Source organism: Labrys neptuniae, assembly GCF_040797145.1.
Lineage (GTDB): Bacteria > Pseudomonadota > Alphaproteobacteria > Rhizobiales > Labraceae > Labrys > Labrys neptuniae.
Window position 1 is genome coordinate 243120 of the sequence record NZ_JBFNQD010000007.1, and the last position, 26909, is coordinate 270028.

The 26909-nt window shown below is 65.2% G+C and carries 27 protein-coding genes; 13 read left to right on the plus strand and 14 right to left on the minus strand.

All coding sequences use genetic code 11. The features are described from left to right. The first annotated feature begins 6 nt into the window (after positions 1–6). Together cobO and ABXS05_RS20940 are read left to right on the plus strand one after the other, a co-directional pair. Positions 7–612, plus strand: a complete 606-nt coding sequence (gene cobO / locus ABXS05_RS20935) for a cob(I)yrinic acid a,c-diamide adenosyltransferase (protein WP_367625267.1) — start codon at positions 7–9, stop codon at positions 610–612. Between the two features lie 15 nt (positions 613–627). Beyond that, on the plus strand, positions 628–1290 hold the full coding sequence (locus tag ABXS05_RS20940; protein WP_367625268.1) for a phosphatase PAP2 family protein: 663 nt from the start codon (positions 628–630) through the stop codon (positions 1288–1290). Here the strand turns inward: ABXS05_RS20940 and ABXS05_RS20945 are convergent, their stop codons facing one another. Both ABXS05_RS20945 and ABXS05_RS20950 read right to left on the minus strand, forming a co-directional pair. Continuing rightward, positions 1291–2190 (minus strand): lipid kinase, encoded by a 900-nt coding sequence (locus ABXS05_RS20945; RefSeq protein WP_367625269.1) that lies wholly within the window; start codon positions 2188–2190, stop codon positions 1291–1293. Positions 2191–2364: 174 nt separating this feature from the next. After that, positions 2365–3063 carry an ABC transporter ATP-binding protein gene (locus tag ABXS05_RS20950; protein WP_210250000.1) on the minus strand — a complete coding sequence of 233 codons (699 nt, stop codon included), beginning with the start codon at positions 3061–3063 and terminating at the stop codon, positions 2365–2367. 78 nt (positions 3064–3141) lie between these two features. On the opposite strand from ABXS05_RS20950, the gene ABXS05_RS20955 reads away from it, so the two are divergent. The 3 genes from ABXS05_RS20955 (at position 3142) to speB (ending at position 5396) form a co-directional block, all read left to right on the plus strand. Next, complete coding sequence (locus tag ABXS05_RS20955) at positions 3142–3732, plus strand: arylesterase (protein WP_367625270.1); 591 nt, start codon at positions 3142–3144, stop codon at positions 3730–3732. A gap of 61 nt (positions 3733–3793) precedes the next feature. After that, a complete protein-coding gene (locus ABXS05_RS20960; protein WP_367625271.1) occupies positions 3794–4411 on the plus strand; it encodes a DUF1989 domain-containing protein in 618 nt (205 codons plus the stop codon). A gap of 103 nt (positions 4412–4514) precedes the next feature. Beyond that, complete coding sequence (gene speB / locus ABXS05_RS20965) at positions 4515–5396, plus strand: agmatinase (protein ID WP_367625329.1); 882 nt, start codon at positions 4515–4517, stop codon at positions 5394–5396. Between the two features lie 198 nt (positions 5397–5594). On the opposite strand, the gene ABXS05_RS20970 is transcribed toward speB, so the two are convergent. The 3 genes from ABXS05_RS20970 to ABXS05_RS20980 all read right to left on the minus strand — a co-directional run bounded on the left by ABXS05_RS20970 (position 5595) and on the right by ABXS05_RS20980 (position 7979). Further along, positions 5595–5981, minus strand: coding sequence for a DUF2794 domain-containing protein (locus ABXS05_RS20970; protein WP_367625272.1), 387 nt, complete (start codon positions 5979–5981; stop codon positions 5595–5597). Between the two features lie 88 nt (positions 5982–6069). Next, positions 6070–6948 carry an N-carbamoylputrescine amidase gene (gene aguB, locus ABXS05_RS20975; RefSeq protein WP_367625273.1) on the minus strand — a complete coding sequence of 293 codons (879 nt, stop codon included), beginning with the start codon at positions 6946–6948 and terminating at the stop codon, positions 6070–6072. Continuing rightward, complete coding sequence (locus ABXS05_RS20980; RefSeq protein WP_367625274.1) at positions 6948–7979, minus strand: histone deacetylase family protein; 1032 nt, start codon at positions 7977–7979, stop codon at positions 6948–6950. Before ABXS05_RS20980 ends, aguB begins: the two co-directional genes overlap by 1 nt. A gap of 198 nt (positions 7980–8177) precedes the next feature. Here ABXS05_RS20980 and ABXS05_RS20985 point away from each other — a divergent pair, with 198 nt between their 5' ends. The 3 genes from ABXS05_RS20985 to ABXS05_RS20995 all read left to right on the plus strand — a co-directional run bounded on the left by ABXS05_RS20985 (position 8178) and on the right by ABXS05_RS20995 (position 10697). Then, on the plus strand, positions 8178–8966 hold the full coding sequence (locus tag ABXS05_RS20985; protein ID WP_367625275.1) for a transporter substrate-binding domain-containing protein: 789 nt from the start codon (positions 8178–8180) through the stop codon (positions 8964–8966). Positions 8967–9207: 241 nt separating this feature from the next. Beyond that, positions 9208–9915, plus strand: a complete 708-nt coding sequence (locus ABXS05_RS20990) for an ABC transporter permease (RefSeq protein ID WP_311940893.1) — start codon at positions 9208–9210, stop codon at positions 9913–9915. Positions 9916–9917: 2 nt separating this feature from the next. Next, positions 9918–10697: an ABC transporter permease gene (locus tag ABXS05_RS20995; protein ID WP_367625276.1), complete on the plus strand. Its 780-nt coding sequence runs from the start codon at positions 9918–9920 to the stop codon at positions 10695–10697. A 37-nt stretch (positions 10698–10734) separates the two neighbouring features. On the opposite strand, the gene pncA is transcribed toward ABXS05_RS20995, so the two are convergent. Continuing rightward, complete coding sequence (gene pncA, locus ABXS05_RS21000) at positions 10735–11352, minus strand: bifunctional nicotinamidase/pyrazinamidase (RefSeq protein ID WP_367625277.1); 618 nt, start codon at positions 11350–11352, stop codon at positions 10735–10737. Between the two features lie 137 nt (positions 11353–11489). Here pncA and rsmI point away from each other — a divergent pair, with 137 nt between their 5' ends. Beyond that, a complete protein-coding gene (gene rsmI, locus ABXS05_RS21005) occupies positions 11490–12416 on the plus strand; it encodes a 16S rRNA (cytidine(1402)-2'-O)-methyltransferase (protein ID WP_367625278.1) in 927 nt (308 codons plus the stop codon). Continuing rightward, a complete protein-coding gene (locus ABXS05_RS21010; RefSeq protein ID WP_367625279.1) occupies positions 12413–12784 on the plus strand; it encodes a YraN family protein in 372 nt (123 codons plus the stop codon). Before rsmI ends, ABXS05_RS21010 begins: the two co-directional genes overlap by 4 nt. Before the next feature lie 83 nt (positions 12785–12867). On the opposite strand, the gene ABXS05_RS21015 is transcribed toward ABXS05_RS21010, so the two are convergent. Next, positions 12868–15108: a transglycosylase domain-containing protein gene (locus tag ABXS05_RS21015; protein ID WP_311940910.1), complete on the minus strand. Its 2241-nt coding sequence runs from the start codon at positions 15106–15108 to the stop codon at positions 12868–12870. A gap of 253 nt (positions 15109–15361) precedes the next feature. Between ABXS05_RS21015 and ABXS05_RS21020 the strand changes: the two genes are divergently transcribed. Both ABXS05_RS21020 and ABXS05_RS21025 read left to right on the plus strand, forming a co-directional pair. Beyond that, positions 15362–15721, plus strand: a complete 360-nt coding sequence (locus tag ABXS05_RS21020; protein WP_068299482.1) for a DUF952 domain-containing protein — start codon at positions 15362–15364, stop codon at positions 15719–15721. Beyond that, a complete protein-coding gene (locus tag ABXS05_RS21025; protein WP_311940918.1) occupies positions 15718–16722 on the plus strand; it encodes a quinone-dependent dihydroorotate dehydrogenase in 1005 nt (334 codons plus the stop codon). Before ABXS05_RS21020 ends, ABXS05_RS21025 begins: the two co-directional genes overlap by 4 nt. A gap of 137 nt (positions 16723–16859) precedes the next feature. On the opposite strand, the gene ABXS05_RS21030 is transcribed toward ABXS05_RS21025, so the two are convergent. The 6 genes from ABXS05_RS21030 to ABXS05_RS21055 all read right to left on the minus strand — a co-directional run bounded on the left by ABXS05_RS21030 (position 16860) and on the right by ABXS05_RS21055 (position 25431). After that, entirely contained in the window at positions 16860–19061 is a 2202-nt protein-coding gene (locus ABXS05_RS21030; protein WP_367625280.1) for an FAD-dependent oxidoreductase, read from the minus strand. A gap of 1 nt (position 19062) precedes the next feature. Next, positions 19063–20271 (minus strand): acetyl-CoA C-acetyltransferase, encoded by a 1209-nt coding sequence (locus ABXS05_RS21035; RefSeq protein WP_149253743.1) that lies wholly within the window; start codon positions 20269–20271, stop codon positions 19063–19065. Positions 20272–20362: 91 nt separating this feature from the next. Continuing rightward, positions 20363–22141 (minus strand): acyl-CoA dehydrogenase C-terminal domain-containing protein, encoded by a 1779-nt coding sequence (locus ABXS05_RS21040; RefSeq protein WP_367625281.1) that lies wholly within the window; start codon positions 22139–22141, stop codon positions 20363–20365. A gap of 18 nt (positions 22142–22159) precedes the next feature. Next, entirely contained in the window at positions 22160–22600 is a 441-nt protein-coding gene (locus tag ABXS05_RS21045) for a MerR family transcriptional regulator (RefSeq protein WP_311940930.1), read from the minus strand. A gap of 403 nt (positions 22601–23003) precedes the next feature. Continuing rightward, a complete protein-coding gene (locus tag ABXS05_RS21050; RefSeq protein ID WP_311940933.1) occupies positions 23004–23249 on the minus strand; it encodes a hypothetical protein in 246 nt (81 codons plus the stop codon). An 88-nt stretch (positions 23250–23337) separates the two neighbouring features. Beyond that, positions 23338–25431, minus strand: coding sequence for a caspase family protein (locus ABXS05_RS21055; RefSeq protein WP_367625282.1), 2094 nt, complete (start codon positions 25429–25431; stop codon positions 23338–23340). An 85-nt stretch (positions 25432–25516) separates the two neighbouring features. Here ABXS05_RS21055 and ABXS05_RS21060 point away from each other — a divergent pair, with 85 nt between their 5' ends. Beyond that, entirely contained in the window at positions 25517–26203 is a 687-nt protein-coding gene (locus ABXS05_RS21060; RefSeq protein WP_311940938.1) for a class I SAM-dependent methyltransferase, read from the plus strand. On the opposite strand, the gene ABXS05_RS21065 is transcribed toward ABXS05_RS21060, so the two are convergent. Then, complete coding sequence (locus tag ABXS05_RS21065; RefSeq protein ID WP_311940940.1) at positions 26191–26865, minus strand: outer membrane protein; 675 nt, start codon at positions 26863–26865, stop codon at positions 26191–26193. The two genes, ABXS05_RS21060 and ABXS05_RS21065, sit on opposite strands and share 13 nt — an antisense overlap. Positions 26866–26909 lie beyond the last annotated feature (44 nt).

Consider the following 26909-nt stretch of genomic DNA (forward strand, 5'->3'; position numbering starts at 1 on the left):
GCTGAAATGACCGACGATGCCGCACGCCACAAGGCGAAGATGGAAAAGCGCAAGGCCGTGCAGGACGCCGAGGTCGCTTCCAAGACCATCACCGAAAAGGGCCTGCTGATCGTCAACACCGGTCCCGGCAAGGGCAAGTCCACCGCGGCCTTCGGGCTGATCATGCGCGCGCTCGGCCATGGTTGGCGCATCGGCGTGGTGCAGTTCATCAAGGGCGCCTGGTCGACCGGCGAGCGCACGGCGCTGGAGCGCTTCGACGACCTGGTGACCTGGAAGAGCATGGGCGAGGGCTTCACCTGGGAGACCCAGGACCGCGAGCGCGACGTCGCCGCCGCCGGCCGGGCCTGGGACGCAGCCAAGGCGATGCTGGCGGATCCCGGCATCCGCCTCCTCGTGCTCGACGAGATCAACATCGCCCTGCGCTACGACTATCTCGACCTCGCCGAGGTGGTGGAGACCTTGAAGGCGCGCCGACCGGACCTGCATGTCGTCGTCACCGGCCGCAACGCCAAGCCCGAGATGATCGAGGCGGCCGACCTGGTGACCGAGATGACGCTGGTGAAGCATCATTTCGCCGCCGACGTGAAGGCCCAGCAAGGCATCGAGTTCTAAGGCCCAGCAATCCTCATGATCCAGCAACATCCCGAGCGCTCGGCGCTGGTCGCCATCCTGTGCGTCGCCGGCGCCGCTCTGATCTTCGCCGTGCTGGCCGGCCTGGTCATGCGAGGCGGCACGGAAGCCTTCGATCGCGCCATCCTCCTGATGATGCGCGATCCCGCCGATCTCACCGATCCGCTCGGGCCGGGCTGGCTCGAGGAGATGATGCGAGACTTCACTGGTCTCGGCGGCGTCGGCGTGCTGACCCTGACAACGCTGGCCGTGGCAGGTTTTCTCGCTTTATCAGGATCGCCGCGCAGCGCCGTCTTCGTCATCCTCGCCATCGGCAGCGGCATCCTGATGAGCTCGCTCCTGAAATATGGCTTCGACCGGCCGAGGCCCGACCTGGTGGCGCACGGCTCCAGGGTCTACACGTCGAGCTTTCCCAGCGGCCATTCCTTCATGTCGGCGACCGTCTATTTCACGCTCGGCATCATGCTGGCCCGCCGCTTTCCCACGCGGGCCCTGTCGATCTACATCATGGTGGTGTGCACGCTGCTGACCTTCGTGGTCGGCGTCAGCCGCGTCTATCTCGGCGTGCACTGGCCCACCGACGTGATTGCCGGATGGGTGATCGGCGCCGGATGGGCGCTGTTCTGCTCACTCCTGGCGCAGCGCCTGTCGGGGCATTGATCAGCCGGATTTCGCCGGCGGGGCATAGACTTCGATGGCGTGGCGCCGGAGTTTGAAATGCGCCGGCGTCCAGGTGGTGAGTTCGCCATCGGTGTTCACAGGGCGCGGCCGGTTGGTGCGGATCACCAGCTCGGTGGTGCCGAAAGCCCGCACGTCGTCCCACTGGCCATGGGTTCCCTTGCGCAGGCTCGGCAGCAGCTTGAGCAGACGCCACCAATGGTCGACCTCCAGGCTGTAGAAATCGAGCTTGCCGTCATCGGCCGTGGCGGTCTGCTCCACGCTCATGCCGCCGCCGTAATATTTGCCGTTGCCGACCGAGACCTGCAGGGTCTTGAGCTTCTCGGTGGTGCCGTCATGGTCGAGATAGGCGGTAAAGAGCTGCGAGCGCGCCAGCAGCCGGGCGGCCACGATGCCGTAGCCGAGTTTGCCGAACGTCTTCTTGGCCTTCTCGGAGAGTTCGGCGGCAAGGTCGGCGCTGAAGCCGATGCTCGCCACGTTGAAATAGAGCTGACCATTGACCTCGCCGAGATCCATGGGCCTGGGCTGTCCGGTTACGATGAGTTCGGCGGCCTTCAGGGGATCGGCCGGGATCTCGACGGTGCGGGCGAAGTCGTTAGCAGTGCCGAGCGGCAGCACGCCGAGCGGCCGGCCCGTCTCCATCAGCCCCCGGGCGGCGGCGTTGAGGCTGCCGTCACCACCGCCGACGATGACGAGGTCGCACTCTTCCTGGCGTCGCAAGATCACATCGGCAATCTTCTCGTCCCCTTGCGGGTTCGCCTCGATGAGATGAATGCCGCCCGTTTCCAGCACCTTGCGGATCGCATCGGTGCCCTTGCCGCCATTGCGCGCGTTGGGATTGACGATGAAGAGGGCACGCCTGCCCTGCTGCGAATCAACCATACTTTTCCCCAATGCCCCTCGCGCAGGGCGCGAGACCCGAAACGGACCTGCCTAATCGGCAATCTGGCGCATTCCATGGCCATGGCACGGCGAGTTCGGGATCTCGGCCTTATCGAAAAGCGCTGCATCCGGCGTGCCGGCCACGCTCGATCGGCCTGATGGAGCCGGGGAGATCTATTCCGCCGCTTCCACCTTCATGGCCTCGTCCGCCTCGATATGGCCGGAACGAATGCGAATCATGCGATCGCAGCGGGCGGCAAGGCCGAGGTCATGCGTCACCAGCACGAGGGTGGCGCCGCGCTCGCGCTTCAGGCGGAACATCAATTCGACGATGCCGGCGCCCGTCCCCTCGTCGAGATTGCCTGTCGGCTCGTCGGCGATCAGGATGGCGGGCTCGGGCGCCAAGGCGCGGGCCAGCGCCACGCGCTGCTGTTCGCCGCCCGAGAGCTGGGCCGGATAATGGGCTTTGCGCGCACCGAGCCCCACGGCTTCCAATTCCGCTTCCGCGCGGGCGAAGGCATCGCGCCTGCCGGCCAGTTCCAGTGGCACGGCGACGTTTTCGAGGGCCGTCATGGTGGGGATGAGATGGAAGGACTGGAAAACCACGCCGATATGCCGGCCGCGAAACTTGGCAAGGCCATCCTCGTCGAGGACGCCGAGATCCTGCCCGGCAATACGGATGCTGCCACTATCGGGCCGCTCCAGGCCGCCCAGCGTCATCAAAAGCGTGGATTTGCCCGAACCGGAGGGGCCGACGAGGCCGACCGCTTCCCCCTGCCTTATTTTCAGCGTAACGCCCTTGAGAATGTGAACGCGTGCCGCGCCGGTGCCGAGGCTGAGATGGACATCAGCCAGATCGATCGCTTCGCTCATTCGCATCCTGCCTGAAAGGTTTTCGTGATCGTGTATCGTATTTATGCATCGATTGTGGCAATTCTCACATTGCTTGTCATGACCCCGCTCACGACCGTGTCGGCAGCCGCCGAACCGCTGCGGCTGGTGGCCCTGGGCGACAGCCTCACCGCCGGGCTCGGCCTGGAAGCTGGGGATGCCTATCCCGCCAAACTGCAGGCGGCGCTTGCCAAGCTCGGTATCGAAGTGACGATCGACAATGCCGGCGTTTCCGGCGACACCACCGACGGCGGCCTTGCCAGGCTCGACTGGTCGGTCCCCGACGGCACCAAGGCTGTGCTGCTCGAACTCGGCGCCAACGACATGCTGCGCGGTATCGATCCCAAGCTCGCCCGAGCCAATCTCGCGGCCATGCTGGAGCGGCTCAAGGAGCGCAAGATCCCGGTCCTGCTCATGGGCATGCGCGCCGCGCCCAATCTCGGCGCCGATTACCAGAAGGCGTTCGATGGCATCTATCCCGATCTCGCCAACCAGTATGGGGCGGAACTCTATCCCTTCTTCCTGGATGGGGTCGCCGGCACACCGGGCCTCAACCAGGCCGACGGCATGCATCCGACCGCTGCCGGCGTCGACGCGATCATCACCAGGCTGGCACCGGTGGTAGCGGAGTTCGTAAAGAAATTGCGATAAGGCTGCGCACCAAAGGTTGAGCGCGTCAGGCGCCGACGCAAATTCAAGGGAGGCAGCACGAATGGGCATCGAGGGGCGAGCGAAGGGCGAATTGCGCCTCATCCCGGCACGCAAGGGCGTGGCGGAGCGGGTCAGGGCCGGGCAGACGGTGACCGTCATCAACACCCATGGCAGCCAGGTCGTCGACAGCTGGGCCTTCAATGCCGAGGATCCCGGCGAGTTCATGTCGATGGAGCACAGCCGCGGCGCCATGCTGCGCGTCAATCCCCAGCTCGGCAACACGCTGCGCAGCAATCGCCGACGCCCCATGCTCACCCTGGTCGAAGACAATTCCGGCGGAATCCACGACACGCTGATCGCCGCCTGCGATCGCTATCGCTACGAACAGCTCGGCCATGTCGGCCATCACGACAGCTGCACCGACAATCTGGCGCATGCCCTGGCTTCGCTCGGCGTCACCGGCGCGGAGACACCCAGCCCGCTCAACCTGTTCATGAACATCCCGGTCGGCGCCGATGGCAGCGTCTCCTTCCAGCCGCCGGTGTCGACGCCGGGCTCCCATGTCCGCCTCAAGGCCGAGATGGACCTGATCGTCGTCTTCTCGGCCTGTCCCCAGGACCTGGTGCCGGTGAACGGCGCCGACTGCATGCCCCGGGATGCGCATTACACCATCGACTGATCGTCTCAGGCTCCCGGACAGGAAACCAAAAGTGAGCAGCAACCATCCCTTCCAGCCGCTCGATTCGGGGCTTGTGCCGCGCTTTGCCGGCCCCTCGACCTTCATGCGCCTACCCATGGCCCGACCGGACGAGATCGATATCGCCCTCGTCGGCATTCCCTTCGATGGCGGCGCGACCAACCGAACCGGCGCACGGCATGGCCCTCGCGAGATCCGCAACCAGTCGAGCCTGGTACGGCGGGTGCACCACGTCACCGGCATCTCGCCCTTTGACCGGATCCGGGCCGGCGATTGCGGCGACGCACCGATCAATCCGCTCGACCTGATGGCGAGCCTGGAAAGCATCGAGGCCTTTTATGCGCAGATCCAGGCCGCCGGCGCCCGCCCATTGACGGCGGGCGGCGACCATCTCACCACCCTGCCCATCCTGCGTGCCCTGGCGAAACAGGCGCCGGTCGGCCTCGTCCAGTTCGATGCCCATTCCGACACCTATGACAGCTTCTTCGGCAGCCGCTACAACCATGGCACGCCGTTCCGCCGCGCCATCGAGGAGGGGCTGGTCGATCCCAGGCGCATGATCCAGATCGGCATTCGCGGCGCGATCTCCGATGCCGCCAATTACGACTTCGCCCGGGCCGCCGGGGTCCGCATCGTCTTCATCGAGGAGTTCATGGCTCGCGGCGTGGCCGATGTCATGGCCGAAGCGCGCGCCATCATCGGCGACCAGCCCGCCTATCTCAGCTTCGACATCGACGCGCTCGACCCTTCCTTCGCACCCGGCACCGGCACGCCGGAGATCGGCGGCATGTCGACGCGTGAGGCCCAGGCGATGATCCGCCTGATGGAAGGCGCCCATCTGGTCGGCGCGGACCTGGTGGAAGTCTCCCCGCCGCTCGATCCGTCCGGCCTCACCGCTTTGACCGGCGCGACGCTGATGTTCGAACTGCTCTGCGTGATGGCGGGGTATAACGGACGGGCGAGTTGAAGTCCTCAAGGACGAGCAGCCACATCGAAGCCCCCCTCGCCCTGCAAAGCGGGGAGAGGGTAAGGGTGAGGGCTACACAGCCTTGGCCAGCCACAGCGCCACCCCTCACCTTACCTCTCCCCGTAAGAACGGGGCGAGGAGGCCCAGGCATTGCGGCTTGGCTGATTACCGTTCACCCCACGCGAATCAAGAGCGCGCTCACACCACCAGCCGCAGCGGCTTGTCGATGGCCTGCAGCACGCGCGCCAGGTCATGGCCACGCTTGAGGATCATGCCGGTCGGGGCCAGCACGCTATAGGCGCCCTGGCGCTGGGCGAGGGAGGGATCCTTGACGATACGGTAGAGCGGCATCTCCGAGGCACGCCGGAAGATGGAAAACACGGCCTTGTCGCGCAGGAAATCGATGGCGTAGTCGCGCCATTCGCCATAGGAGACCATGCGGCCGTAAAGATTCATAATCTGGCGCAGTTCGTGCCGGTCGAAGGCGATGGCGGGTGGATCGGGGCGGCGCGAAGCGGGAAGGTGCGCGACATCTGCGCTTTCGCTTCGCGAAAACAGCGATCCAGGCGGATCAGCCTCCGTCATGACGCCTCCTGTGTAAACGGCCTGTCGTCACACTGTCATGATTGCGCCGATCCGCGTCGCGTTCAAGTTTTATCGCCTCACGAACCAGTCATCGCAGGGGAAGACTGCCGTCTCCAGTAGCAATACGGCCGTAAAGCTCGGGCCTGCGGTCGCGGAACAGGCCCCAGGCGGCGCGTTCGGCGCGAATCGCCTCGAGATCGAAGCTTGCCGTCAGCACCGCTTCGCTGGAGCGCCCCGCTTCCGCCAGCAATTCCCCATGCTGGCCGGCAATGAAGGAGGAGCCGTAGAAGGTCAGTTCCTGTTCGCCGAAACGCTCGACGCCGATGCGATTGGCGGCCATCACCGGCATGATGTTGGCGCCGGCATGGCCCCGCATCACCGTGCGCCAGTGCTCCATCGAATCGAAGCCGGTGGCGGGCTCGGAGCCGATCGCGGTGGGATAGAGCAGCGCATCCGCACCCATCAGCGCCATGGACCGCGCCGCCTCGGGGAACCACTGATCCCAGCAGATACCGACGCCGATGGTGCCGAAGCGGGTCGGCCAGACCTTGAAGCCGGTATCGCCGGGCCGGAAATAGAACTTCTCCTCATAGCCGGGCCCGTCCGGGATATGGGATTTGCGGTAGAGGCCGAGGACGCCGCCATCGGCGTCGACCATGACCAGGCTGTTGTAATAGGCTTGGTTGGCACGCTCGAACAGGCTGACGGGCAGGACCACGCCGAGTTCGGCGGCCAGGGCGCGCATGGCCTTGAGGGTCGGATGATCCTGGTCGAGCGTGCGGGCCTTGGCAAAGTGCTCGGCCTTCTCTTCCTGGCAGAAATAGAGATCCTCGAACAGTTCCTGCACCAGCACGATTTGGGCACCGGCCCCGGCCGCCTCGCGCACCAGGCGCGTCGCCGTGGCTACGTTCTGATCAACACTGTCGGTGCAGGCGAACTGCACCACGCCGAATGTCGTCTTTGCCATCACGCGCCCTCGAAGCCGGTGAGGACGCCGACGGCATTCACCGCGATCTCGGCCACGGCATAGCCGCCTTCCATCACGAAGAGCGTCGGCAGGCCGAGCCTGGCGATGCGGGCGCCGATGAGCGGATAATGCTCGGTCTTCAGCTTGAAGGCGCTGATCGGATCCTTCTCGAAAGTGTCGACCCCGAGCGAGACCAGGAGCACGTCGGGCTTGTAGGCCGCCGCCTTGGCGCAGGCATCGTCCAGCGCCGCGCCCCAGACCTCGAAGGTCGTGCCCGCCGGCATCGGATAGTTGACGTTGAAGCCCTCCCCCTTGCCGGCGCCCTTCTCGTCGGCAAAGCCGAGGAAGAAGGGATATTCATTGGCGGGGTCGCCGTGCAGATTGAGCACCAGCACGTCGTCACGCTCGTAGAAGATCTCCTGCGTGCCGTTGCCGTGGTGGTAGTCGATATCGAGGATCGCGACCTTGCGGGCGCCATTGTCGAGGAACCATTGCGCCGCCACGGCCGCATTGTTGATGAAGCAATAGCCGCCCATGAAGCCGGAACCGGCATGATGGCCAGGCGGGCGGCAGAGGGCGAAGGCGGACTTTTCGCCGCCCTTGATCAGTCCGGCGGCGGTCAGCGCCACCTCGTAGGAGGATTTGATCGCATCCCAGGTCCCCTCCACGAAGGTCGCGCCGGCGTCGAAGGAATAATAGCCGAGCAACGCCTCGATCGATTCCGGCGGCCTGTCACCCCTGAGGCCGCGCGTCGGCCAGGTGAAGGGCATCGCGGTGCCCTCACGTCCGGCGGCCTTCCACATCGGATAGGCCCGCTCGAGGAAATCGATGAAATCGGGCTTGTGCACGCGCCGGGCGGCATCGAGCGAATGGGTCTGCGGTGCCAGCACCGGGCCGAGCCCGACCTCGTCGATGCGGGCGCGGATGAACTCGGCGCGCGAGGGCATCTCGAAAGCCGGGACGATGGCACCGGCCACCAGTTCAACATTGCCGGCATGGCCCTTGTGACGCTCGGAATAGACGGATTTCATCGGACGGATCCCAGTGACTCATCCTGGAATTGTGATCACAAACGCCCAGCCTTAGCAAGAGCGACGAAGCGAAAGCGACCATCGGGCGCCATCCCAGCCCTATTGCTTTTGCCTGGGGGCGGTGTTTCATTCGCCCGACGGGATGACATTTGCACGACACCAGCCAAGAAGCATTCCGATACTACCCAGGGAGGTTTTATGCGTTTCGTAACATTCGCCGCCGGTGCACTGGCGCTGATGGCCAGCATGGGCATGGCCCACGCCAAGGACTGGTCGACCATCAAGATCGGCACCGAGGGGGCCTATCCTCCCTTCAACAGCCTGACGCCATCAGGCGAGATCGTCGGCTTCGACGTCGACATCGCCAAGGCCGTCTGCGAGAAGCTGAAAGCCAAATGCACCGTCGTCGCCCAGGATTGGGACGGCATCATTCCCGGCCTGAAGGCCGGCAAATACGATGCCATCTTCGCTTCGATGTCGATCACGGACGAGCGCAAGAAACAGGTCGATTTTTCCAGGTCCTACTACCAGACGCCGGCCGTCTGGGTCGCCCCCAAGGACAGCAAGGTCAAATCCTTCGACGCCGACGGCCTGAAGAGTTCCATCGTCGGCACCCAGTCCTCCACCATCCATTCCAACTTCCTTGAGGGTGAGATCGGCCCGGGCGGCGCCCAGGTGAAGCTCTATCCCGCCCAGGACGAGGCCAATGCCGACCTCGCCGCCGGACGTATCGACGCCGTGGAAGCCGACAAGAGCGCCATGATGGAATGGCTCAAATCCGATGCCGGCAAATGCTGCGAGATCAAGGCCGAGATCGACATCAAGAAATACGTCAAATATTTCGGCCTCGGTGTCGGTGCGGCCGTGCGCAAGGAGGACACCGATCTTCGCGACGCCATCAGCAAGGCGATCGAGGAAATTCACGCCGACGGCACCTACAAGAAGCTGAACGAGAAATATTTTCCGTTCGACCTCTGGGTGCCCTGACGCCACCGCCTGAGACGCGTCAGGCCTGGAGCAAAGCGCGTTTAGAAGGAAACGCTGCCTTGCTCTAACTCTCTGGTCAGACGCGTTTTTGCGATTCTTGGCGATTGTGCCAAATCACAAAACGCTTTTGGCCGGCTGCATCGAATGCAGCCGTCGGCCTGACCTGGCAGCGCTTTGATCGGCCTGACACCGAATCCGGTGCCAGAGCCATATCCCGAGGGCTCAGCGGCGGGGGCATGGAATGGAACTTCTGGGATTTGGCGCAACGGGATGGGGCACCCCGCTGCTGCAGGGCGCCATGATGACCCTGGGCCTGGCCTTGTGTACCCTGCCTTTCGGCCTGCTGCTCGGGCTCGGCGTGGCGATGGCCAAGCATGGCGGCCCCATCTGGCTCGGCGTCGTCTGCGGTATCTACACCTCGCTGTTCCGCGCCTTGCCCGAACTGCTCACCATCCTGATCGTCTATTTCCTGGGCCAGTCCGCCATCAATACGCTTCTGGCGGCGCTCGGGCTGGGCATCCAGATCGAGGTCAGTGGTTTCGCCGCCGGTTTCGTGGCCCTCGGCCTGGTGCTCGGCGCTTTTTCCAGCGAGGTCTGGCTCGGCGCCCTGCGCAGCCTTTCCAGGGGACAAAGCGAGGGCGCGGCGGCACTGGGCCTCAGCCGCGGCCAGACATTCCGCAAGATCATTCTGCCCCAGCTGATTCGGACGGCCCTGCCCGGCCTCGGCAACAATTGGATGGCGCTCCTCAAGGATACTTCGCTCGTCTCAGCCATCGCGGTCAGCGAATTGATGTACATGACCAACAGGGCCGTCTTCGCGACCAAGCAACCCCTGATGTTCTACGCGGCCTGCTGCCTGCTCTATCTGGTGATGGCCATTCTATCAGGCATCGCCCAGACGATGCTGGAAAAGCACTATAATCGCGGCCAGAACCTGGCGAGGGCCTGAGCATGGAGACGCTCTGGACCGGCTTTCTCACTCTCGTCGGCGATGCCGGCCTCAACAGCGACCTGCTGGCGACCTACGGCCCGCGTCTCCTGGCCGGCCTGCGCCTGACGCTGCTGCTGGTCGCCCTGGCCATGGTACTCGGCGCCCTGCTGTCCTTCCCGATCGCGCTGGCGCGCATGTCGCACAATGCGATCCTGCGGGGGCTGGCCTTCGGCTATATCTATTTCTTTCGCGGCACGCCGCTGCTGGCCCAGGTCTATCTGATCTATAACGGCCTCGGCATCTTTCTCGGCGCCCACAAATCCCTGTTCGAGGATCTCGGCCTGTGGTGGCTGCTGCGCGACGGCTTCTACTACGCGGTGATCGCCTTCACCCTGAACACCGCCGCCTACCAGGCCGAAATCCTGCGCGGCGGCATCGAGTCGCTGCCGCGGGGCCAGACCGAGGGAGGCCTCGCCCTCGGCCTGCATTCGGGCCAGATCTTCCGCAAGATCATCCTGCCCCAGGCCCTGATGGTGAGCCTGCGCCCCTATGGCAACGAGCTGATCCTGATGCTCAAGGCGAGTTCGGTCGCCGCCCTGGTGGCAGTCCCCGAACTGATGGGCGTGACCCGCCTTGCCTTCTCGCGCACCTTCGATTTCCAGGCCTATATGTGGACGGCGATCCTCTATCTGATCATGGTCTTCGCCATCGCCCATGTTTGGAACCTGCTGGAGAAGCGGCTGACCCGACATCTGTACCGCGCCATGCCGCAAACGGCGGCGACCGCGCAGGCGCATTGAGTCCAGCCGGCGTACTGGTCTTCAAGCCGGGCACGCCCTAGATCCGGTCGACCAGGGTGGCGCCAGCCTCCCGCATCGCGGCAATCCCCGCCGCGACGGATCCGCCGAGGTCGATGCCGCGGCAGGCATCGAGCACGACGATGGTCTCGAAGCCCAGGCGCCTGGCATCCTCGGCCGAGAAGCGCACGCAAAAATCGGTGGCGAGGCCGACGCAGAACAACCGGCCGAGACCGCGTTCCCTGAGATAGCCCGAGAGCCCGGTCGGCGTCGTGCGGTCGTTCTCGAAGAAGGCCGAATAGCTGTCGATGGCGGGATTGTAGCCCTTGCGGATGATCATCTCCGCCCTGGGCAGGGCCAGGCCGGGATGGAACTCGGCTCCCGGGCTGCCCTGGATGCAGTGATCAGGCCAGAGCGTCTGCTCGCCATAGGGCATGGTCGTCGTGGTGAACGGCGCCTTGCCCGGATGGCTGGAGGCGAAGGAGGAGTGGCCGGGCGGGTGCCAGTCCTGCGTCAGCACGCAATGGGCGAAATCCACGGCCATCCGGTTGATATCCGGCACCACCGAATCGCCGTCGGGCACGGCCAGCGCCCCACCCGGGCAGAAATCATTCTGCACGTCGATCACCAACAGGACGTCGTTCGGGCCGGGCTTCATGAAATCTCTCTCTTGATGGCGTAATGCCTCTATCTTGATCACCCCGGCCGGAAGATCAACTTGCCTTTGATTCTCAAGGAGCTACACAGGAGAACAGGCTGCGGATTGCGACTCGCGGCCGGCAAAGGCAGGACCCCATGCGTCCAGATTTCTCCCCCTCCATCGTCGGCGCCGAACACAGCTATTTGCTGCATGGCCAGCGGCTGACCGCTCCCTCCCTGCTGCCGGGCCTCCATGTGGTGGCGACGCCCATCGGCAATCTCCAGGACATCACGCTGCGGGCGCTGACCACGCTGGCCGCCGCCGATCTCATCGTCTGCGAGGATACGCGCGTCACCAGCCGCCTCACCAACCATTATGGTATCAGCGCCCAGCTCCTGGCCTATAACGACCACAACGCCCCCCGCGTGCGGCCCCAGATCCTGGAGCGGCTGACCAGCGGCCAGGGCGTCGCCCTGGTCTCGGACGCCGGCACGCCCATGGTCTCGGATCCCGGCTTCAAGCTGGTGCGCGAGGCGATCGAAGAGGAAATTCCCGTCTTCGCGGCGCCCGGCCCCTCCGCCGCGCTCGCGGCCCTGGCAGTTGCCGGCCTGCCGACCGACCGCTTTTTCTTCGAGGGCTTCCTGCCCAACAAGGACGGCGCGCGCTCCAATCGCCTCGCCGAGCTCAAGACCATCCCGGCCACGCTGATCTTCTATGAAAGCGGCCCGCGCCTCGCCGACAGCCTGGCTGCCATGGCGACGGCGCTCGGCGACCGCGCGGCGAGCGTGGCACGGGAGCTCACCAAGACCTATGAGACGGTCTATCGCGGCACGCTCGTGTCGCTGGCCACCGATTTTGCCATTGCCGACGAACCGCGGGGCGAGATCGTGGTGGTGGTGGGACCGCCGGTCGAGGAAAAGGCCAGCGCCGACGACATCGAAGCCTCGCTGGCCGCAGCCCTCGAAACGCTTTCGGTCAAGGATGCCGCCGCCGCCGTTTCGGCCCGCCTCGGCCTGCCCAAGCGCGACGTCTATGCTCGCGCCGTCGAGATGGCCTCGGAGCGCCGCAGCAGGGCCTCTTGAGCAGGCTCGAACGCCAGGCTGCCTTCCGCGTCGGCCTCAATGCCGAGACAAAAGCGGGCTGGGTGCTGCGCCTCAAGGGCTATCGCCTGCTCGCCCGCCGCTTCAAGGTGCCGGGCGGCGAGATCGACCTGATCGCTCGGCGCGGGGGTACGCTGATCTTCGTGGAGGTGAAGGCGCGTGCGGACCTCGCCGTAGCGCTGGAGGCGATCACGCCCACCCAGCAGCGGCGCATCGCCACCGCCGCCCGGGCCTGGCTGGCGCGCCATCCCGATCAGACCCAGCTGATCCAGCGTTTCGATGCGGTTTTCGTGATGCCGCGGCGCTGGCCGCGCCATCAGGCCAACTGGTTCGAGATGGATCTGGGGTGATTTGGGGGGCGGGTCTTCGGACCCGCCTGAAACACAGCGCCTGAAGGCAAAGAAGGCGGGTCCGAAGACCCGCCCCCCAAAACTTACCGTCCCAGCACCCGGTTCAGCCAGTCCGCGATCGGCCGGCCGGTGTTGCGCGGCGCATTCGCCGTCATTACCGGCTCGACAGCCACCGGCTGGTCCTCCGGTGCGCCGTCGAATTGCGGCTGCTGCGCGATGACGTCCTCCGGCGGCGGCGCCTCGCGCACCCACGGACGGCCCGGCAGCGGCGCCGGCGGCACGCCCTTATGGGCACCGCGCATGAACTCGTTCCAGATCTGGGCCGGCAGGCTGCCGCCGGTCATGCGCGAGGTGGAGGTGCCATCGTCATTGCCGAGCCAGACGGCTGTTACCATGTGGCTGGTGTAGCCGATGAACCAGGCATCGCGATAGTTCTGGCTGGTGCCGCTCTTGCCGGCCGATTGCCAGCCCGGCAGGCCATATTTGCGCGCGGTGCCGACCGTCAGGGTCTGGCTCATCATCGCATTCATCATGCCGACCTTGTCGTCCTCGATGACGCGTTGATTGCCGGGCGCCTGGCGCTGGAACAGCACCTTGCCCTTCTCGGTCCTGATACGCTTGACCACATAGGGGATCACCATGCGCCCGCCATTGGCGAAGGTGGCATAGGCCGAGGTGATCTCCAGCGGCGTGACTTCCGACGTGCCGAGGGCGATGGAGGGATTGGGATCGAGATTGGAATTGATGCCGAGGCTGTGGGCGACGGCGACCACTGCCTTCGGCCCCACTTCGGCGCACAGGCGCACCGCTACCGTGTTGAGCGAGAGGGCGAGCGCCGTGGTCAGCGACACCGGGCCGCGATATTCGCGCGAGAAGTCCTTCGGGCTCCAACCCGCCAGGGTGATCGGGGCGTCATCACGGACGGTATCGGGCGTCGCGCCGTTCATCAGCGCGGCGAGATAGACGAAAGGCTTGAAGGTGGAGCCAGGCTGGCGATAGGCCGAAATCGCCCGGTTGAACTGGCTCTCCGCATAGGACCGCCCGCCCACCATGGCCCTGACGGCACCATCGGGATCCATCGCCACCAGGGCGCCCTGGCTCACGCGCAGCTTGCCGCCCGACTTGTCGAGGCCCTGGCGCAGGGACTGTTCGGCAAGATTCTGTAGCTTGGCATCGATGGTGGTCTCCACCACCACGTCCGTGTCGAGCGGGCCGGTGAGGTCGCTGAGCTGGTTGGAAATCCAGTCGGCCGGATAGTTGCCGGAAGAGCGAGCGGCGAATTTGGAAACCTTGACGGGCGTGGCCAGGGCCGTCTTCTCGTCCTGCGCGCTGATCGCGCCGGTATCGACCATGGCGTCGAGCACGAGCTGGGCCCGGTCATGCGCGCCCTTGGGGTTCTTGGTTGGATCCAGCGAAGACGGCGCCTTGACCAGGCCGGCCAGGGTCGCGGCCTCGGCAATGGTGAGTTCCTTGGCGGGCTTGCGGAAATAGCGCTGCGCCGCGGCCTCGATGCCGTAGGAGCCCGCGCCGAAATAGACGCGGTTGATATACATCTCCAGGATCTGGTTCTTGGAGAATTTACGCTCGAGATAGACGGCGAGGATGGCTTCCTGGATCTTGCGGCGCAGACTGCGCTCGGGCGTGAGGAAGACGTTCTTGGCGAGCTGCTGCGTCAGCGTCGAGCCGCCCTGGGTCAGGCGGTGGGTGGTGAGATAGACATAGCCGGCGCGGGCCAGGCCCTGCGGATCGACGCCGTAATGGGAATAGAAGCGCCGGTCCTCGATGGCGATGAAGGCCTGCGGCACATATTTCGGCAGGTCCTTGATCGAGATGGCGGCGCCGCCCATTTCGCCCTGATTGGCGATGACGGTGCCGTCGGCCGAGACGATCTTCACATTGGGCGGGCGCGGAGGCACTTCCAGATTCTGGATCGGCGGCAAATTGGCGGCATACCAGGCCACGACGCCACCGACGCCGAGCAGGCCCCACATGCACAGCAGGAAGGACCAGTAGGTCAGGCGATAGAGCATGGAGCGCCGGCGCTTGGGCTTGCGCCCGCTTCCCGAACTGCCGCCGCCGCCCCCGCCGCCACGACGGTTGGAGCCGCCGCCCCGCGAGGAGGATCCGCCGAACAGGCTCCAGCCCTTGCTCGAGCGCGCGGTCTTGGCGCGGGAGGGCGAGCGCTCGCGCAACTCCAGCGGTACCGGCGCGGGGCGGTCTTCCCGGGTCAGGCGGAAACTATCGCCCTGATCGGCTTCCTCGCCCTTTTCGGGCTCGAAACGGGGTTCGACCCGCTCAACCATGCGCCGTTGGCCCTGCGCCATCCCAGCCTTCCAAAATCATTACAATCAGATCAGTCATATCAGCGCCGGGTTAAGCAAGGGCTACCGCAGCTTGCGACATTTGCTTTCCACTCAGGGAAAGGCATGAACAAGGCGTCAATCCGTCATTGTCGTGGCGTATTCAAGCCTCGAAGCCCTGTATCCGATGGAAAATCCGTGCAGGCGCCCTGCGGCAGGCCCTTTCGTAAAGTCTTCAGGCCCTGTAGAGGACGTGCGGCGAAAGGCTGGAGGACATATGGCGCTCATTTTCAAGATCCTGACGGCGCAGCAATGGCGCAACGCCGAGGCTGCCGGGCGTTTCGACGGCGCCCCCATCGACGTCCAGGACGGCTATATCCATTTCTCCTCCGCCGAGACGGCGCAGGAGACGGCGGCGCGGCATTTCGCCGGCCAGGACGATCTCGTCCTCGCCGCCGTCGAAGCCGACAGGCTCGGCGAAGCCCTCAAATGGGAAGTCTCGCGCGGCGGCGCCTTGTTCCCCCACCTTTATGCCGCCCTGCCCCTCGATTTGATCGAATGGACGGCGCCACTGCCGCTCGGAGCGGATGGCCGCCATGTCTTCCCGCTCGAATTTCTCTCGAGCCAGCAGCCATGATCGGCGCCGCCTTCGCCCTCATCCGCCCCCGCCTGTTTCGCATGGATCCCGAAGAGGCGCATGAGGCCACCCTCTCCGCCCTGCGCAGCCTGCCGATCCCTCCGTCCCTGCCCGATCCGGCCTCGCTCCAGGTGAAGGCCTTCGGGCTCGATTTCCCCAATCCGGTCGGCGTGGCGGCGGGCTTCGACAAGAATGCCGAGGTGGTCGATCCCCTGTTCAGGCTCGGCTTCGGCTTCGTGGAGATCGGCAGCGTCACCCCGCGGCCCCAGGAGGGCAATCCCCGCCCCCGCCTGTTCCGCCTGCCGGCGGACGAGGGCGTCATCAATCGCTTCGGCTTCAACAATCAGGGCCATGCCGCCGTGCTGGCCCGGCTCAAGGCCCGCAAGGGCCGCGGCATTCTCGGCGTCAACGTCGGCGCCAACAAGGACAGCGAGGACAAGGCTGCCGACTATGCCGCCGGCATCATCGTCTTCGCCCCCGTCGCCTCCTATTTCACCCTCAACATTTCCTCGCCCAACACGCCGGGCCTGCGCAATCTGCAAAAGCGCGAGGCGCTCGACGAGTTGCTGGCCCGTGCGGTGGAGGCGCGCGATACGGCTGCGCTCATCGGGCCGCGCCGACCGCTGCTTCTCAAGATCGCGCCCGACATCACCATGTTCGAGCTCGACGACATCGTCGACCGGGCGCTCGCCCACAAGCTCGACGGCATGATCGTCTCCAACACCACGATATCGCGGCCGGAGACGCTGAGGGAGAGCGAGACGGCCAAGGAAGCCGGCGGCCTGTCGGGGGCCCCACTGTTCGAGCTTTCCACCCAGGTCCTGGCCGAGACGGCCCGGCGCGTCGGCGGCCGCTTCCCCCTGATCGGGGTTGGCGGCATCCATTCGGCCGAGACCGCCAAAGCCAAGCTCGCGGCCGGCGCCACCTTGGTGCAGCTCTATTCGAGCCTGGTCTACAAAGGCCCCGGCCTGATCCGGCAGATCAAGAAGGGACTGCGGTAAGTTTGGAGCGCGGACATCCTGTCCGCCTCTTTCTGCTAGCTCTGTGGTTCAAAGATGCGGACATCGCGACATGAAGACATGTCGCTGAGAAGTCCGCGCTCCGAAGCACGGACTCCTGGTCGACACTCCCCACAACCTTACGCCGCCTTCTTTTCAGGCTTGAAGCGCTGATAGAAACGCTCGTCCTTGACGGCCATGTCGCGCAGCAGCTTATTGGGCGCAAAGCGCGGGCCATAGGCGGCTGCGAGCTTGTCGCACAGAGCCACGAAGGCCTTGCTGCCCACGCCGTCGATATAGGACAGGGCTCCCCCCGTGAAGGGCGCAAAGCCGAAGCCGAGGATGGAGCCGACATCCGCTTCGCGCATGTCGGTGATGATGCCGTCCTCCACCGTGCGGGCTGCTTCCAGCGCCTGGACCACCAGGAAACGGTGCTTCAGCGTCTTCTGGTCGATGGTATCGGGATCGAGCTTCACCGCCTGGAGGTCCGACAGGCCCGGCCATAGCCGCTTGGAGGCGCCGGCCGGATAGTCGTAGAAGCCCTTGCCGTTCTTGCGGCCGAGGCGGCCATGCTGGTTGAGCAGGGCGTCGAGCAGCTTCTCCTGCGCCGGATCGACGGCGGCCTCGCCAAGGTCCTTCTTGGTGGCCTGCAGGATCTTCCAGGCCAGGTCGATCGCGACCTCGTCATTGAGCGAGAGCGGCCCGACCGGCATGCCGGCGGCCCGGGCGACATTCTCGATCATCGCCGGCGGCACGCCCTCGCCCAGCATCAGATGGCCTTCGCGGATATAGTTGAGCACGCAGCGATTGGCGAAGAAGCCGCGGCCGTCATTGACCAGGATCGGCGTCTTCCGGATGGCGCGCACGAAGTCGAGCGCGACGGCAATGGCCTTGTCGCCGGTCTTGGCACCCTTGATCACCTCGACCAGCAGCATCTTGTCAACAGGCGAGAAGAAATGCACGCCGATGAACTGCTCGGGTCGGGCCGAGTTCTCGGCCAGCGAGGAGATCGGCAGCGTCGACGTGTTCGAAGCGAAGATGGTGTCCTTGCCGATCACCGCCTCGATCTTCTTGATCACCTCGGCCTTGACGGTGCGATCCTCGAACACGGCCTCGACGATGAGGTCGACGCCGGCCAGCGCACCGAAATCGGCCGTGGCGGTGATGCGGCCGAGTAGGGCTTCCTTGTCCGCCATCGAGGCGCGGCCCTTCTTGATCTGGCCGGTGATCAAACCGTCGGAATGGGCCTTGCCCTTGTCGGCGGCTTCCTGGTCGCGATCGACCAGCACCACGTCGAGCCCGGCCAAAGCCGAGACATAGGCGATGCCCGCGCCCATGAAACCGGCGCCGACCACGCCGACGCGCTTGAGGTTCGACGGCGGCAGGGCCGGACGGCGCGCGCCCTTGTTGAGCTCCTGCATGGAGACGAACAGGGTACGGATCATCGAGCGCGCCTCGGTCGAGCGCAGCACATGGGCGAAATAGCGCGATTCCACCGTCAGCGCGCGGTCGAAGGGCAGCTGGAGGCCCTCATACACCGTCTGCAGGATGGCGCGGGCCGCGGGATAATTGTCGTAGGTCTCGCGGCGATAGAGCGCGTTGGCCGGCGGGAATACCATCATGCCGGCCTTCGAATAGACCGGGCCTGCGGGCAGGCGGAAGCCTTCGACATCCCAGGGCGCCACGGGCGAGCCGCCGTCCCTGATCCAATCCTTGGCCTTGGCAACCAGCTCCTCGCGCGGGGCGACAGCGTGCAGCAGGCCCATCTTCTGAGCCTGGCCGATGCGCAGCTGGTCGCCCTTGAGCAGCATCTGCAGGGCCTGGTCCGGCTTCATCAGGCGGGACACGCGGGTGGTGCCGCCGGCACCGGGGAACAGGCCGACCTTGACTTCAGGCAAGCCGACGCGGGCCTTGTCATTGTCGGAGGCGCCGACGCGATAGTGGCAGGCCAGGGTGAGTTCGAAAGCACCGCCCAGGCAGACGCCGTTGATGGCGGCGGCGAAGGGCTTGCCTGCGGTTTCGATGCGGCGATAGAGCTGCGACAGGAAGCGGCTCTCGGCAAAGAAGGTCTCCATCGCCTTGTCTTCGCCGAGCTCGGCCCGCGCCTTGGCGTAACGCTGGCCCATGCCCTCGAGCATGGTGAGATCGGCGCCGCCGGAAAAGGCGTCCTTGCCCGAGGCGATGACGCAGCCCTTGATGGCGGCATCGGAAGTCACGCGCTCGAGAACCTGGCCGAGTTCTTCCATCACCTCCACGGTGATGACGTTCATCGAGCGACCTGGCATGTCCCAGGTGGCGAGGGCGATGCCGTCGCTGTCGACATCGAAGCGGAAATTGTTCATCTCAGATCCTCTCGATGATGGTGGCGGCACCCATGCCGGCGGCAACGCACAGCGTGATCAGGGCTGTCGACTTGCCGGTGCGCTCGAGTTCGTCGAGGGCGGTGCCCAGGATCATCGCACCGGTGGCGCCGAGCGGATGGCCCATGGCGATGGCACCGCCGCAGGGATTGACCTTGGCCGGATCGAGGTCGAAGGCCTGCATGTAGCGCAGCACGACCGAGGAAAAGGCCTCGTTGATCTCGAACAGATCGATGTCCGCCTTGCTCATGCCGGCCTTGCGCAGCAGAAGCTCGGTGACGTCGACGGGGCCGGTCAGCATCAGGGCGGTATCCGAACCGATCGAGGCCGCCGCCCGAAGGCGGGCCCGCGGCTTGAGGCCGAAGCGCTTGCCGGCCTCGGCCGAACCGATCAGCACGGCGGAAGCGCCGTCGACGATGCCGGAGGAATTGCCGGCGTGGTGGACGTGGCTGACCTTCTCGACCTCCGGATGCGACTGCACCGCGACGGCGTCAAAGCCGCCCATCTCGCCCATCTGCACGAAAGAGGCGTTGAGGGCGGCCAGGGACTGCATGGTGGTAGCAGGGCGCATATGCTCGTCCTTGTCCAGGATAGTCAGGCCGTTGATGTCCTTGACGGCGATGACGGACTTGGCGAAGCGCCCCTCGCTCCAGGACTGGGCGGTGCGGCGCTGCGACTCAACCGCATAGCCGTCGACGTCGTCCCGCGAGAAGCCATATTTGGTGGCGATCAGGTCGGCTGAAATACCCTGGGGCATGAACCAGGTCGGCACCGCGCTGGAGGGATCGAGCGCCCAGGCGCCGCCCGAGGCCATCATGCCGATGCGCGACATGCTCTCGACGCCGCCGGCGACGACGAGATCCTTCTGGCCCCCGGCGATCTGGCCGGCCGCCAGGTTCACCGCATCCAGGCCCGAGGCGCAGAAACGGTTGATCTGCACGCCCGGCACCTTCTCGCCGAGACCGGCATGCAGCGCGGCGATGCGGGCGATGTCGCCACCGGCCTCGCCGATCGGATCGACGCAGCCGAGGATGACGTCCTCAACCGCATTCTCGGGGAGTTCGTTGCGCTTGGCCACGGCCCGCAGCGTCTGGCTCGCCAGCGACAGGCTGGTGACCTCATGCAGGGCGCCGTCGGCCTTGCCCTTGCCGCGCGGTGTGCGCACGGCGTCGTAGATGAAGGCTTCGCTCATTGGGTCTCTCCCTGGGAGCGCGGACATCCTGTCCGCTCTTCCCCATCAGATTATCTGGCCTGCAAGGGCGGACAAGATGTCCGCGCTCCGATCAAAACGCCTCGGCCGACAGGGCCATCACGTCGCCGGCACCGACGGTGACGCGGGCCAGGCGCAGTCCGGTTTCCGGCAGCAACCGATCGGCAAAGAATTTCGCCGTAATCAGCTTGTTCCTCGCAAAATCGCTCTCTCCCATTGCCAACGCTGCCTTGGCCATCTGCGCCCACATATAGCCGAGCGCCACCAGGCCGAAGAGATGCAGGTAATCGGTCGAAGCCGCGCCGGCATTGTCGGGCTTGGCCAGGGCATTCTGCATCAGCCACATCGTTGCCTGCTGCAGATGGCCGGCCGAAGCCTTCAGGGGCGCAATATAGGGCTTGAGGGCCTCGTCCGCCTCATAGGCCTTGAGGAAACCGTTCAATTCCCCGAGATAGGCCATCATGGCACGGCCGCCGTCACGCGGCAGTTTGCGGCCGACGAGGTCGAGGGCCTGGATGCCGTTGGCGCCTTCATAGATCAGGGTGATGCGGGCGTCGCGCACGAACTGTTCGACACCAACCTCGGCGATATAACCGTGGCCGCCGAACATTTGCTGGCTATTGATCGCATTCTGCAGGCCGTTTTCGGTGAGGATGGCCTTGACGATCGGGGTCAGCAGGCCGAGACGATCGTCGGCGGCCTGGCGGGCGGCCGCATCGGGCGAACGGCGATGGATATCGGCCTGCAGCGCGGTGGCGAGCGCCAGAGCGCGGCCGCCTTCGTTGAGGGCGCGGGCCGTCATCAGGGTGCGGCGGACATCGGGATGCACGATGATCGGATCGGCCGCCTTGTCGGCCTCCTTGGCACCGGTGAGCGCCCGGCCCTGCAGACGCTCGCGGGCATAGACCGCGGCATTCTGGGTGGCGACCTCGCCGAGCGCCAGGCCCTGCATGCCGACGGCCAGCCGCGCCTCGTTCATCATCACGAACATGGCGGCGAGGCCCTTGTTCTCGACACCGACGAGATAGCCGGTCGCCTCTTCGTAGTTCATCACGCAGGTCGCATTGGCGTGAATGCCCATCTTCTCCTCGATCTTGCCGCAGGAGACCTTGTTGCCGGCGCCGAGGGAGCCGTCGGCATTGACGAGACGTTTCGGGCAGACGAACAGCGAGATGCCCTTGGTACCCGCTGGCGCGCCCTCGATGCGGGCGAGCACCAGATGCACGATATTGTCGGCGAGGTCATGCTCGCCGGCGGAGATGAAGATCTTGGTACCGGAGATCTTGTAGGAGCCATCGCCGGCGGGCACGGCCTTGGTGCGGATCAGGCCGAGATCAGTGCCGCAATGCGGCTCGGTGAGGTTCATGGTGCCGGTCCATTCGCCGGCTATCATCTTGGGCAGATAGGTCTGCTTCTGCGCGTCGCTGCCATGCTCGAGCAAAGCCGCGATGGCGCCCTGGGTCAGGCCCGGATACATGCCGAAAGCCAGATTGGCGCCCGAGACGAATTCCTGCATGACCGAGTTGAGCACCGCCGGCAGTCCGGCGCCGCCATATTCCGCCGGGGCCGGCAAGCCGACCCAGCCGCCTTCGCGGTAGGCCTGGTAGGCCGGCTTGAAACCATCCGGCGTCGTCACCGTGCCGTCGTCGGAACGGATGCAGCCTTCACGGTCGCCGCTGGCATTGAGAGGCTGCAGCAACTCCTCGCACATCTTGGCGCCTTCGCCGAGAATAGCGCCCACGGTCTCGGGCGAGACGTCCTCGAAGCCGGGGAGATTGTTGTATTTGTTGATGTCGAGCACGTCGTTGAGGAGGAACATCACATCCTCCACGGGAGCCTTGTAGCTGGGCATCGGTCTGCTCCTGTTGAATTATTTCTGCTGGCGGCCGAGACGACCGCGCACGATGTCGCGCGCATGGCTGAGTTCGGCATAGGCGTGGTCGATGTCGCGGCGGCGGCGGTCGAGCTCGGCGAGCTTCTCCTCGAACCGCTCGAGGGCGACGCGCAGCTGCGTGGCCTGGCCATCGCCGAGATCGTAGAGGTCGAGCATCGACTTGACCTCCTCGAGCGAGAATCCGACGCTCTTGCCCATCAGGACGAGCTTGAGGCGTGCGCGATCGCGACGGGAATAGATGCGCTCCTGCCCCCGCCTGGTGGGGATCAGCAGGCCCTTCTCTTCATAGAAACGCAGGGTACGCGAGGTCACCTCGAATTCGGTGACCAATTCGTGGATGGTGAACTGCTCCTTGCGCTGTCCACCCTTGCGCGGGTCGGTTGCTTCTTCGGCGAATGCCATCTCGCTCAGTGACATCGGAGACCCCTGCTTTGCAGATGACCGGGAGATATATTCAGTTTACGTTAACGTCAAGATATGATCGTAAAAAAATGAAACCTTTGAGCGCGAAGTTTGTTCCTGCCCCCCGCGCGCCAGAACCCCTATCCGCGCCGCTGCCCGTAGAGTTCGCAGAGGGTACCGCTGTAGGGCGGGGGCAACTCGGTCGAGCCCCACCGCTCCGAACCGAGCCTTCTGGTCTCAGCGATGGAGGCCTGGTTGCGGGGTGGATGACATGGACGATCTCCTGCCACCCCAGTTCCTCTTAGACCCCGATGACGCAGCGCGTCGCAGCCTCCGTGGCCATGGCTCGAAACCCACCACCCCAGGCAGGCGCAGGACCGGCCTGGCCGTCGCAAACGCGGATCCCAGCACAATTGCCTCAATGCCCTCCGTCGCCATGCCCGCAGCCGCCATGGCCATCCCCGCTACCGACCGGAGCATCGGTGTCGCTGGCGTCCCACTCCGATGCCGCAAAAGCGAAAGAGAGCGGGCGCAAGTGGCGCCGTCTGGAAAGGCGCCGCCTCTCCCAGGCCGCCGAACCCCACAGAATGGCAATCACCAACCCCAGGCCTATGAACAGGCCACCCAGAGCGAGCAGGGCCGTGGTGTAAATGTCGTTTTCCATGCTGCCTCCTGGTGTCACCCCGAAAACAAATGGCCGTCTGCGGAAGAACCCTAGCCGAAATCGGCTCAAGGTCCAGGCCGGCGTCGCTTCACGGTGCCGTGGCAACCTCGGCAAAGGTGATCCGGTCGCGTGCGACTTCCTGGCGTTGCGGCGGGGTCAATCCCGCCTCGGCCTTCTGCACCAGGCTTGGTCCGAACAGGCTCTCATCCGGCCAGTCGCGCCAGGGATTCGAGGTCATGTCCAGGCCGACGACCCCGCCCGACATATTGTAGACGAGGGGCCCGGAATTCTGGAACCCGTCAGGAATGGCGGCAAGGCTCACCTTCCTGCCGGTGGCGAGTTCATACACAAAGCCGCCCTTGCGCCCGCTCAGATCAGTCGTCCGGACATAGCGCCCGCTTGGATCGAGCCCGTCGACCTTCTCGTTCGTCGTCTTGACTTCGGTCATCTCATCGCGGGCGAGATCCCAGATTTCCAGGAGCCCATCGCCCAAGCCGATGGAAGAAGCGCCGATCAGATATTTGCGTGTGGGATCGCACAACACGCGCTCAATGGACGCATCGATCGAGCGCAGATGGGTGGTGCGGCTCTCGCGCAGATCGAAGATCGCCACCGCATTCCCGCCGGGTGCCTTCTGCGCACGGATCAGGTCGGCCTGAAGCCTGAGGCAGATCGCATCATTGCCGCCGAAGACGGCGGAAGCCACTTTCGAGGCGTTGACCTTGCCAAGGCCAAGCGCACTTTCCTTGATCCGGATCATGGGCTCGCCCGTGGCGACGTCAATGACCGTCAGGAACCCGGAATTGTCGCCCGCCAGCAGCAGACGGCTCTCATCCGGACTGAAATCCATCATGGAGACCGCGCCTTCGCGCGGCAGGTCGAACAGCTTGGTGCCATCAAGCCCGTTCAAGACCGAGACCTTGCCGGAGGAGCTCACGGCGAGGAACTTGCCGTGTGGGCTGAACAGCAGATTGCGGGCGCCCGTCTCAAGAGCCAGCCTCGCCACGATCTTGCCCTTGTCCGTCGACCACAAATCGAGTTCGCCGGACTGGTAGTCGGCACTGGACGCCAGGAGGCCAACGCGGTTCAGCGGCGAGACAGCAGTCCAGAGGATGGTCTTGCCCGTGTCGACGGGCAGCTTGATCTGGCGGCTCTGAACGGCGGTGTAGAGCGCCAGATAGGCCTTGGGAAAGCGCTTCAGCGCAGTATCGTCCGACTGGGAGGGTAGTCCCTTCAGCGCCTCGATGATCGCCGCCTGCTTGTCACTGTCCTGGTAGAGCAGTTCCAGCGAACGGGTGGCATGATTGTTGGAGACGGACTGGGCCTCGGCCAGGGTCTGGCCGCCGCCGAGCTTGAGCTCGTCGGTCAGGGAGGATTTCATCCAGGGCGTCTGGGCCCAATCGGTCTCTTCCCCCACCGCCTTGGTGACGTCGCTCATGATGCGCTGGATCGAATAGCCGGAGGTGCCGACCGCCTTGACGAAGGCACCGGTGAAGGGGCTGAGCTCGCCCTTGCCGTCCAGCGCCACCGCATTGGGCGAGGTGGCATAGGCCACCATCAGCCCGCGCGCCTGCACGGCGCCCGGCGCTGCCGTGGCTCCCGCCCCCTCGACCCGGGCGAGGCCGCGCCCGGTCGAGACCGAAAGCCCGGCCTGACCGCCCTCGGCCATCGGGTTGTTGCGGCAGGCATCGAGGAAGACCAGGGTCGCCTTCGCGCCTTTCTGCAGCGTGTCGACGATCGGCTGCACCGGCACGAAGCCATGCTGGAGATCCTTCGAGGTGGCATCGACGGCCACCAGGTAGTTCTCATCTTTGATCTGGATACCGTGGCCGGAATAGTAGAACATCGCCACATCGGCCCCGGCCGCCCCGGCATAGGCGGTGGCAAGGCAGTTCTGCAGGCTCGCGCTGTCGGCATCGCCGGCGAGGAAGACCTCGAAGCCGAGCGCCCCCATCGCCTTGGCCACGGCCTGCGCATCCCGAGCCGGATTGGGCAGGGCCGGAATGCCATTGCCATAACTGCCATTGCCGACGATCAGCGCCACCCGTTTGCCGCTCACCCCGGCCGGTGCGGCCCGATGCTCGCAAGTGCCGGCGGCGTACGCGGAACCACCCGGACCGGTTGCAAAAAACCCAAGGGTCGCGATGAATGTGATGGCAATCAGGCCACGAATGCTCTTCATGATTCCCCCAGACTCACGCTTGCTTCCCTGAGGTCAGCGCGAAGTTTGACGTAAACACGGCGGAAGGTCGAGCCTCCGGGTAAGCATGCAGGACTACGAGAAACGATACCGGGACCTGCGCGCAGCCGGCCTGCCGGGTTGGGCCGGAGATTGTCATGCCGGCAACCGGCTGAAGCTCGCTGCGATGTTGGACGACCTCCATCGATCCGATCTCCTGCCGCCTGCCCCGTGCCCTGCCCTCGAACTCGGCTGCGGCAATGCCGCCATGGCAGCCCTGCTGCTGGCCGAACGCGGCTATCGGGTGCACGGCATCGATATCTCGCCAACGGCCATCGACTGGGCCCATGAAACCTTTGAGGCCGCCGGGCTTGCTGGCCATTTCATCCGGGGCGATGTGCGCACCATGCCCGATTTCGAGGCGGCATCTTTCGCTTTGGTCTTCGACGGCGCCTGCCTGCACTGCCTGATCGGCGCGGATCGCAGCCTTTGCCTGGCGGAAATTCGCCGCATTCTGCAGCCAGGCGGCATCTTCATCGCCAGTACCATGTGCGGCCCGCCGCGTTCGCCCGAAGCGTGTGCCCGCTATGACGTGGAACACCAATGCCTTGTCGACGGCGGCGTTCCAAGCCGTACTCTCAGGCCGCTGCCGGCACTCCTGGCCGAATTGGGTGAGGCCGGATTCGACATCGTGGATCACCGTATCCACCGCAATCCCTGGTGGGACCACGCCACGATCGTCACCCGCCCGGCTTCTCGCCTTCAGAATTTGTAGCTCACGCCGAGCAGGGCCGTAGTCTCGTGGAAACGGACCTTGCCTGGATTGGCCGCCCGGATCCGCCATTTGCCGAAATCGCTGTAGCGCACCTCGCCGCGCACCGACCAATTGTCGTTGAGCGCATATTCGAGGCCGGCGCCGACGGTCCAGCCGGCCCGGGTGGTACTGGCCGAAAAAGCCCCGAGGCCGGGGGCGTTGACGTTGTATTTCTGGTTGGCGAAGGCGACGCCGGCGGTCAGATAAGGCAGGAAGCGGTCGAAGGCATAGCCGACCCGCCCGCGGATCGAGCCCTGCCAGTCGCTCTTGAAGCGGACGCTATAAGGGACGGCACCGGCGACGCTGTGGCGCGTCTTCGACAGGGAGGTGTAGTCGATGTCGCCTTCCAGCCCGACCACCACATTGTTCTCGAACTGGTAATTGTAGCCGGCATGCAGGCCGCCGATGAAACCGACGTCGTTGAAATTCTGACGATAGCCGCCGGTGTCGGCACTGATCCTGGCATTGCCGAACACGGCCCCGGCATGGGCACCAACATAGAAGCCGGTCCAGCTATAGGGCACCACCGGGGCGATCGGCTCGGCGGTGGTGTAGCCGAGGTCGGCGGCCAGGACCGGGGTGGCGCTCGCGATGAGGGCGGCTAGGGCAAGACGCAGACGCATGGGACAGTTCCTGTTGGGGATTGCTGTCCTGTTGATGACATGAC

What these genes read in the sequence shown, in the direction of transcription:
- ABXS05_RS20980 (WP_367625274.1), bottom strand. Translation starts at nt 7,979, where the DNA reads ATGAAATCCGTCTATTCCGAGCGTCACAAGGGCCATGCCGGCAATGTT.
- ABXS05_RS21020 (WP_068299482.1), top strand. Translation starts at nt 15,362, where the DNA reads ATGGCGCTCATTTTCAAGATCCTGACGGCGCAGCAATGGCGCAACGCC.
- ABXS05_RS21030 (WP_367625280.1), bottom strand. Translation starts at nt 19,061, where the DNA reads ATGAACAATTTCCGCTTCGATGTCGACAGCGACGGCATCGCCCTCGCC.
- ABXS05_RS21025 (WP_311940918.1), top strand. Translation starts at nt 15,718, where the DNA reads ATGATCGGCGCCGCCTTCGCCCTCATCCGCCCCCGCCTGTTTCGCATG.
- ABXS05_RS20985 (WP_367625275.1), top strand. Translation starts at nt 8,178, where the DNA reads ATGCGTTTCGTAACATTCGCCGCCGGTGCACTGGCGCTGATGGCCAGC.
- ABXS05_RS21065 (WP_311940940.1), bottom strand. Translation starts at nt 26,865, where the DNA reads ATGCGTCTGCGTCTTGCCCTAGCCGCCCTCATCGCGAGCGCCACCCCG.
- ABXS05_RS20995 (WP_367625276.1), top strand. Translation starts at nt 9,918, where the DNA reads ATGGAGACGCTCTGGACCGGCTTTCTCACTCTCGTCGGCGATGCCGGC.
- ABXS05_RS20990 (WP_311940893.1), top strand. Translation starts at nt 9,208, where the DNA reads ATGGAACTTCTGGGATTTGGCGCAACGGGATGGGGCACCCCGCTGCTG.
- pncA (WP_367625277.1), bottom strand. Translation starts at nt 11,352, where the DNA reads ATGAAGCCCGGCCCGAACGACGTCCTGTTGGTGATCGACGTGCAGAAT.
- ABXS05_RS21045 (WP_311940930.1), bottom strand. Translation starts at nt 22,600, where the DNA reads ATGTCACTGAGCGAGATGGCATTCGCCGAAGAAGCAACCGACCCGCGC.
- ABXS05_RS20955 (WP_367625270.1), top strand. Translation starts at nt 3,142, where the DNA reads ATGACCCCGCTCACGACCGTGTCGGCAGCCGCCGAACCGCTGCGGCTG.
- ABXS05_RS20950 (WP_210250000.1), bottom strand. Translation starts at nt 3,063, where the DNA reads ATGAGCGAAGCGATCGATCTGGCTGATGTCCATCTCAGCCTCGGCACC.
- rsmI (WP_367625278.1), top strand. Translation starts at nt 11,490, where the DNA reads ATGCGTCCAGATTTCTCCCCCTCCATCGTCGGCGCCGAACACAGCTAT.
- speB (WP_367625329.1), top strand. Translation starts at nt 4,515, where the DNA reads ATGCGCCTACCCATGGCCCGACCGGACGAGATCGATATCGCCCTCGTC.
- ABXS05_RS20960 (WP_367625271.1), top strand. Translation starts at nt 3,794, where the DNA reads ATGGGCATCGAGGGGCGAGCGAAGGGCGAATTGCGCCTCATCCCGGCA.
- cobO (WP_367625267.1), top strand. Translation starts at nt 7, where the DNA reads ATGACCGACGATGCCGCACGCCACAAGGCGAAGATGGAAAAGCGCAAG.
- ABXS05_RS20970 (WP_367625272.1), bottom strand. Translation starts at nt 5,981, where the DNA reads ATGACGGAGGCTGATCCGCCTGGATCGCTGTTTTCGCGAAGCGAAAGC.
- ABXS05_RS21060 (WP_311940938.1), top strand. Translation starts at nt 25,517, where the DNA reads ATGCAGGACTACGAGAAACGATACCGGGACCTGCGCGCAGCCGGCCTG.
- ABXS05_RS21055 (WP_367625282.1), bottom strand. Translation starts at nt 25,431, where the DNA reads ATGAAGAGCATTCGTGGCCTGATTGCCATCACATTCATCGCGACCCTT.
- ABXS05_RS21035 (WP_149253743.1), bottom strand. Translation starts at nt 20,271, where the DNA reads ATGAGCGAAGCCTTCATCTACGACGCCGTGCGCACACCGCGCGGCAAG.
- ABXS05_RS21040 (WP_367625281.1), bottom strand. Translation starts at nt 22,141, where the DNA reads ATGCCCAGCTACAAGGCTCCCGTGGAGGATGTGATGTTCCTCCTCAAC.
- ABXS05_RS21015 (WP_311940910.1), bottom strand. Translation starts at nt 15,108, where the DNA reads ATGGCGCAGGGCCAACGGCGCATGGTTGAGCGGGTCGAACCCCGTTTC.
- aguB (WP_367625273.1), bottom strand. Translation starts at nt 6,948, where the DNA reads ATGGCAAAGACGACATTCGGCGTGGTGCAGTTCGCCTGCACCGACAGT.
- ABXS05_RS21050 (WP_311940933.1), bottom strand. Translation starts at nt 23,249, where the DNA reads ATGGAAAACGACATTTACACCACGGCCCTGCTCGCTCTGGGTGGCCTG.
- ABXS05_RS20945 (WP_367625269.1), bottom strand. Translation starts at nt 2,190, where the DNA reads ATGGTTGATTCGCAGCAGGGCAGGCGTGCCCTCTTCATCGTCAATCCC.
- ABXS05_RS20940 (WP_367625268.1), top strand. Translation starts at nt 628, where the DNA reads ATGATCCAGCAACATCCCGAGCGCTCGGCGCTGGTCGCCATCCTGTGC.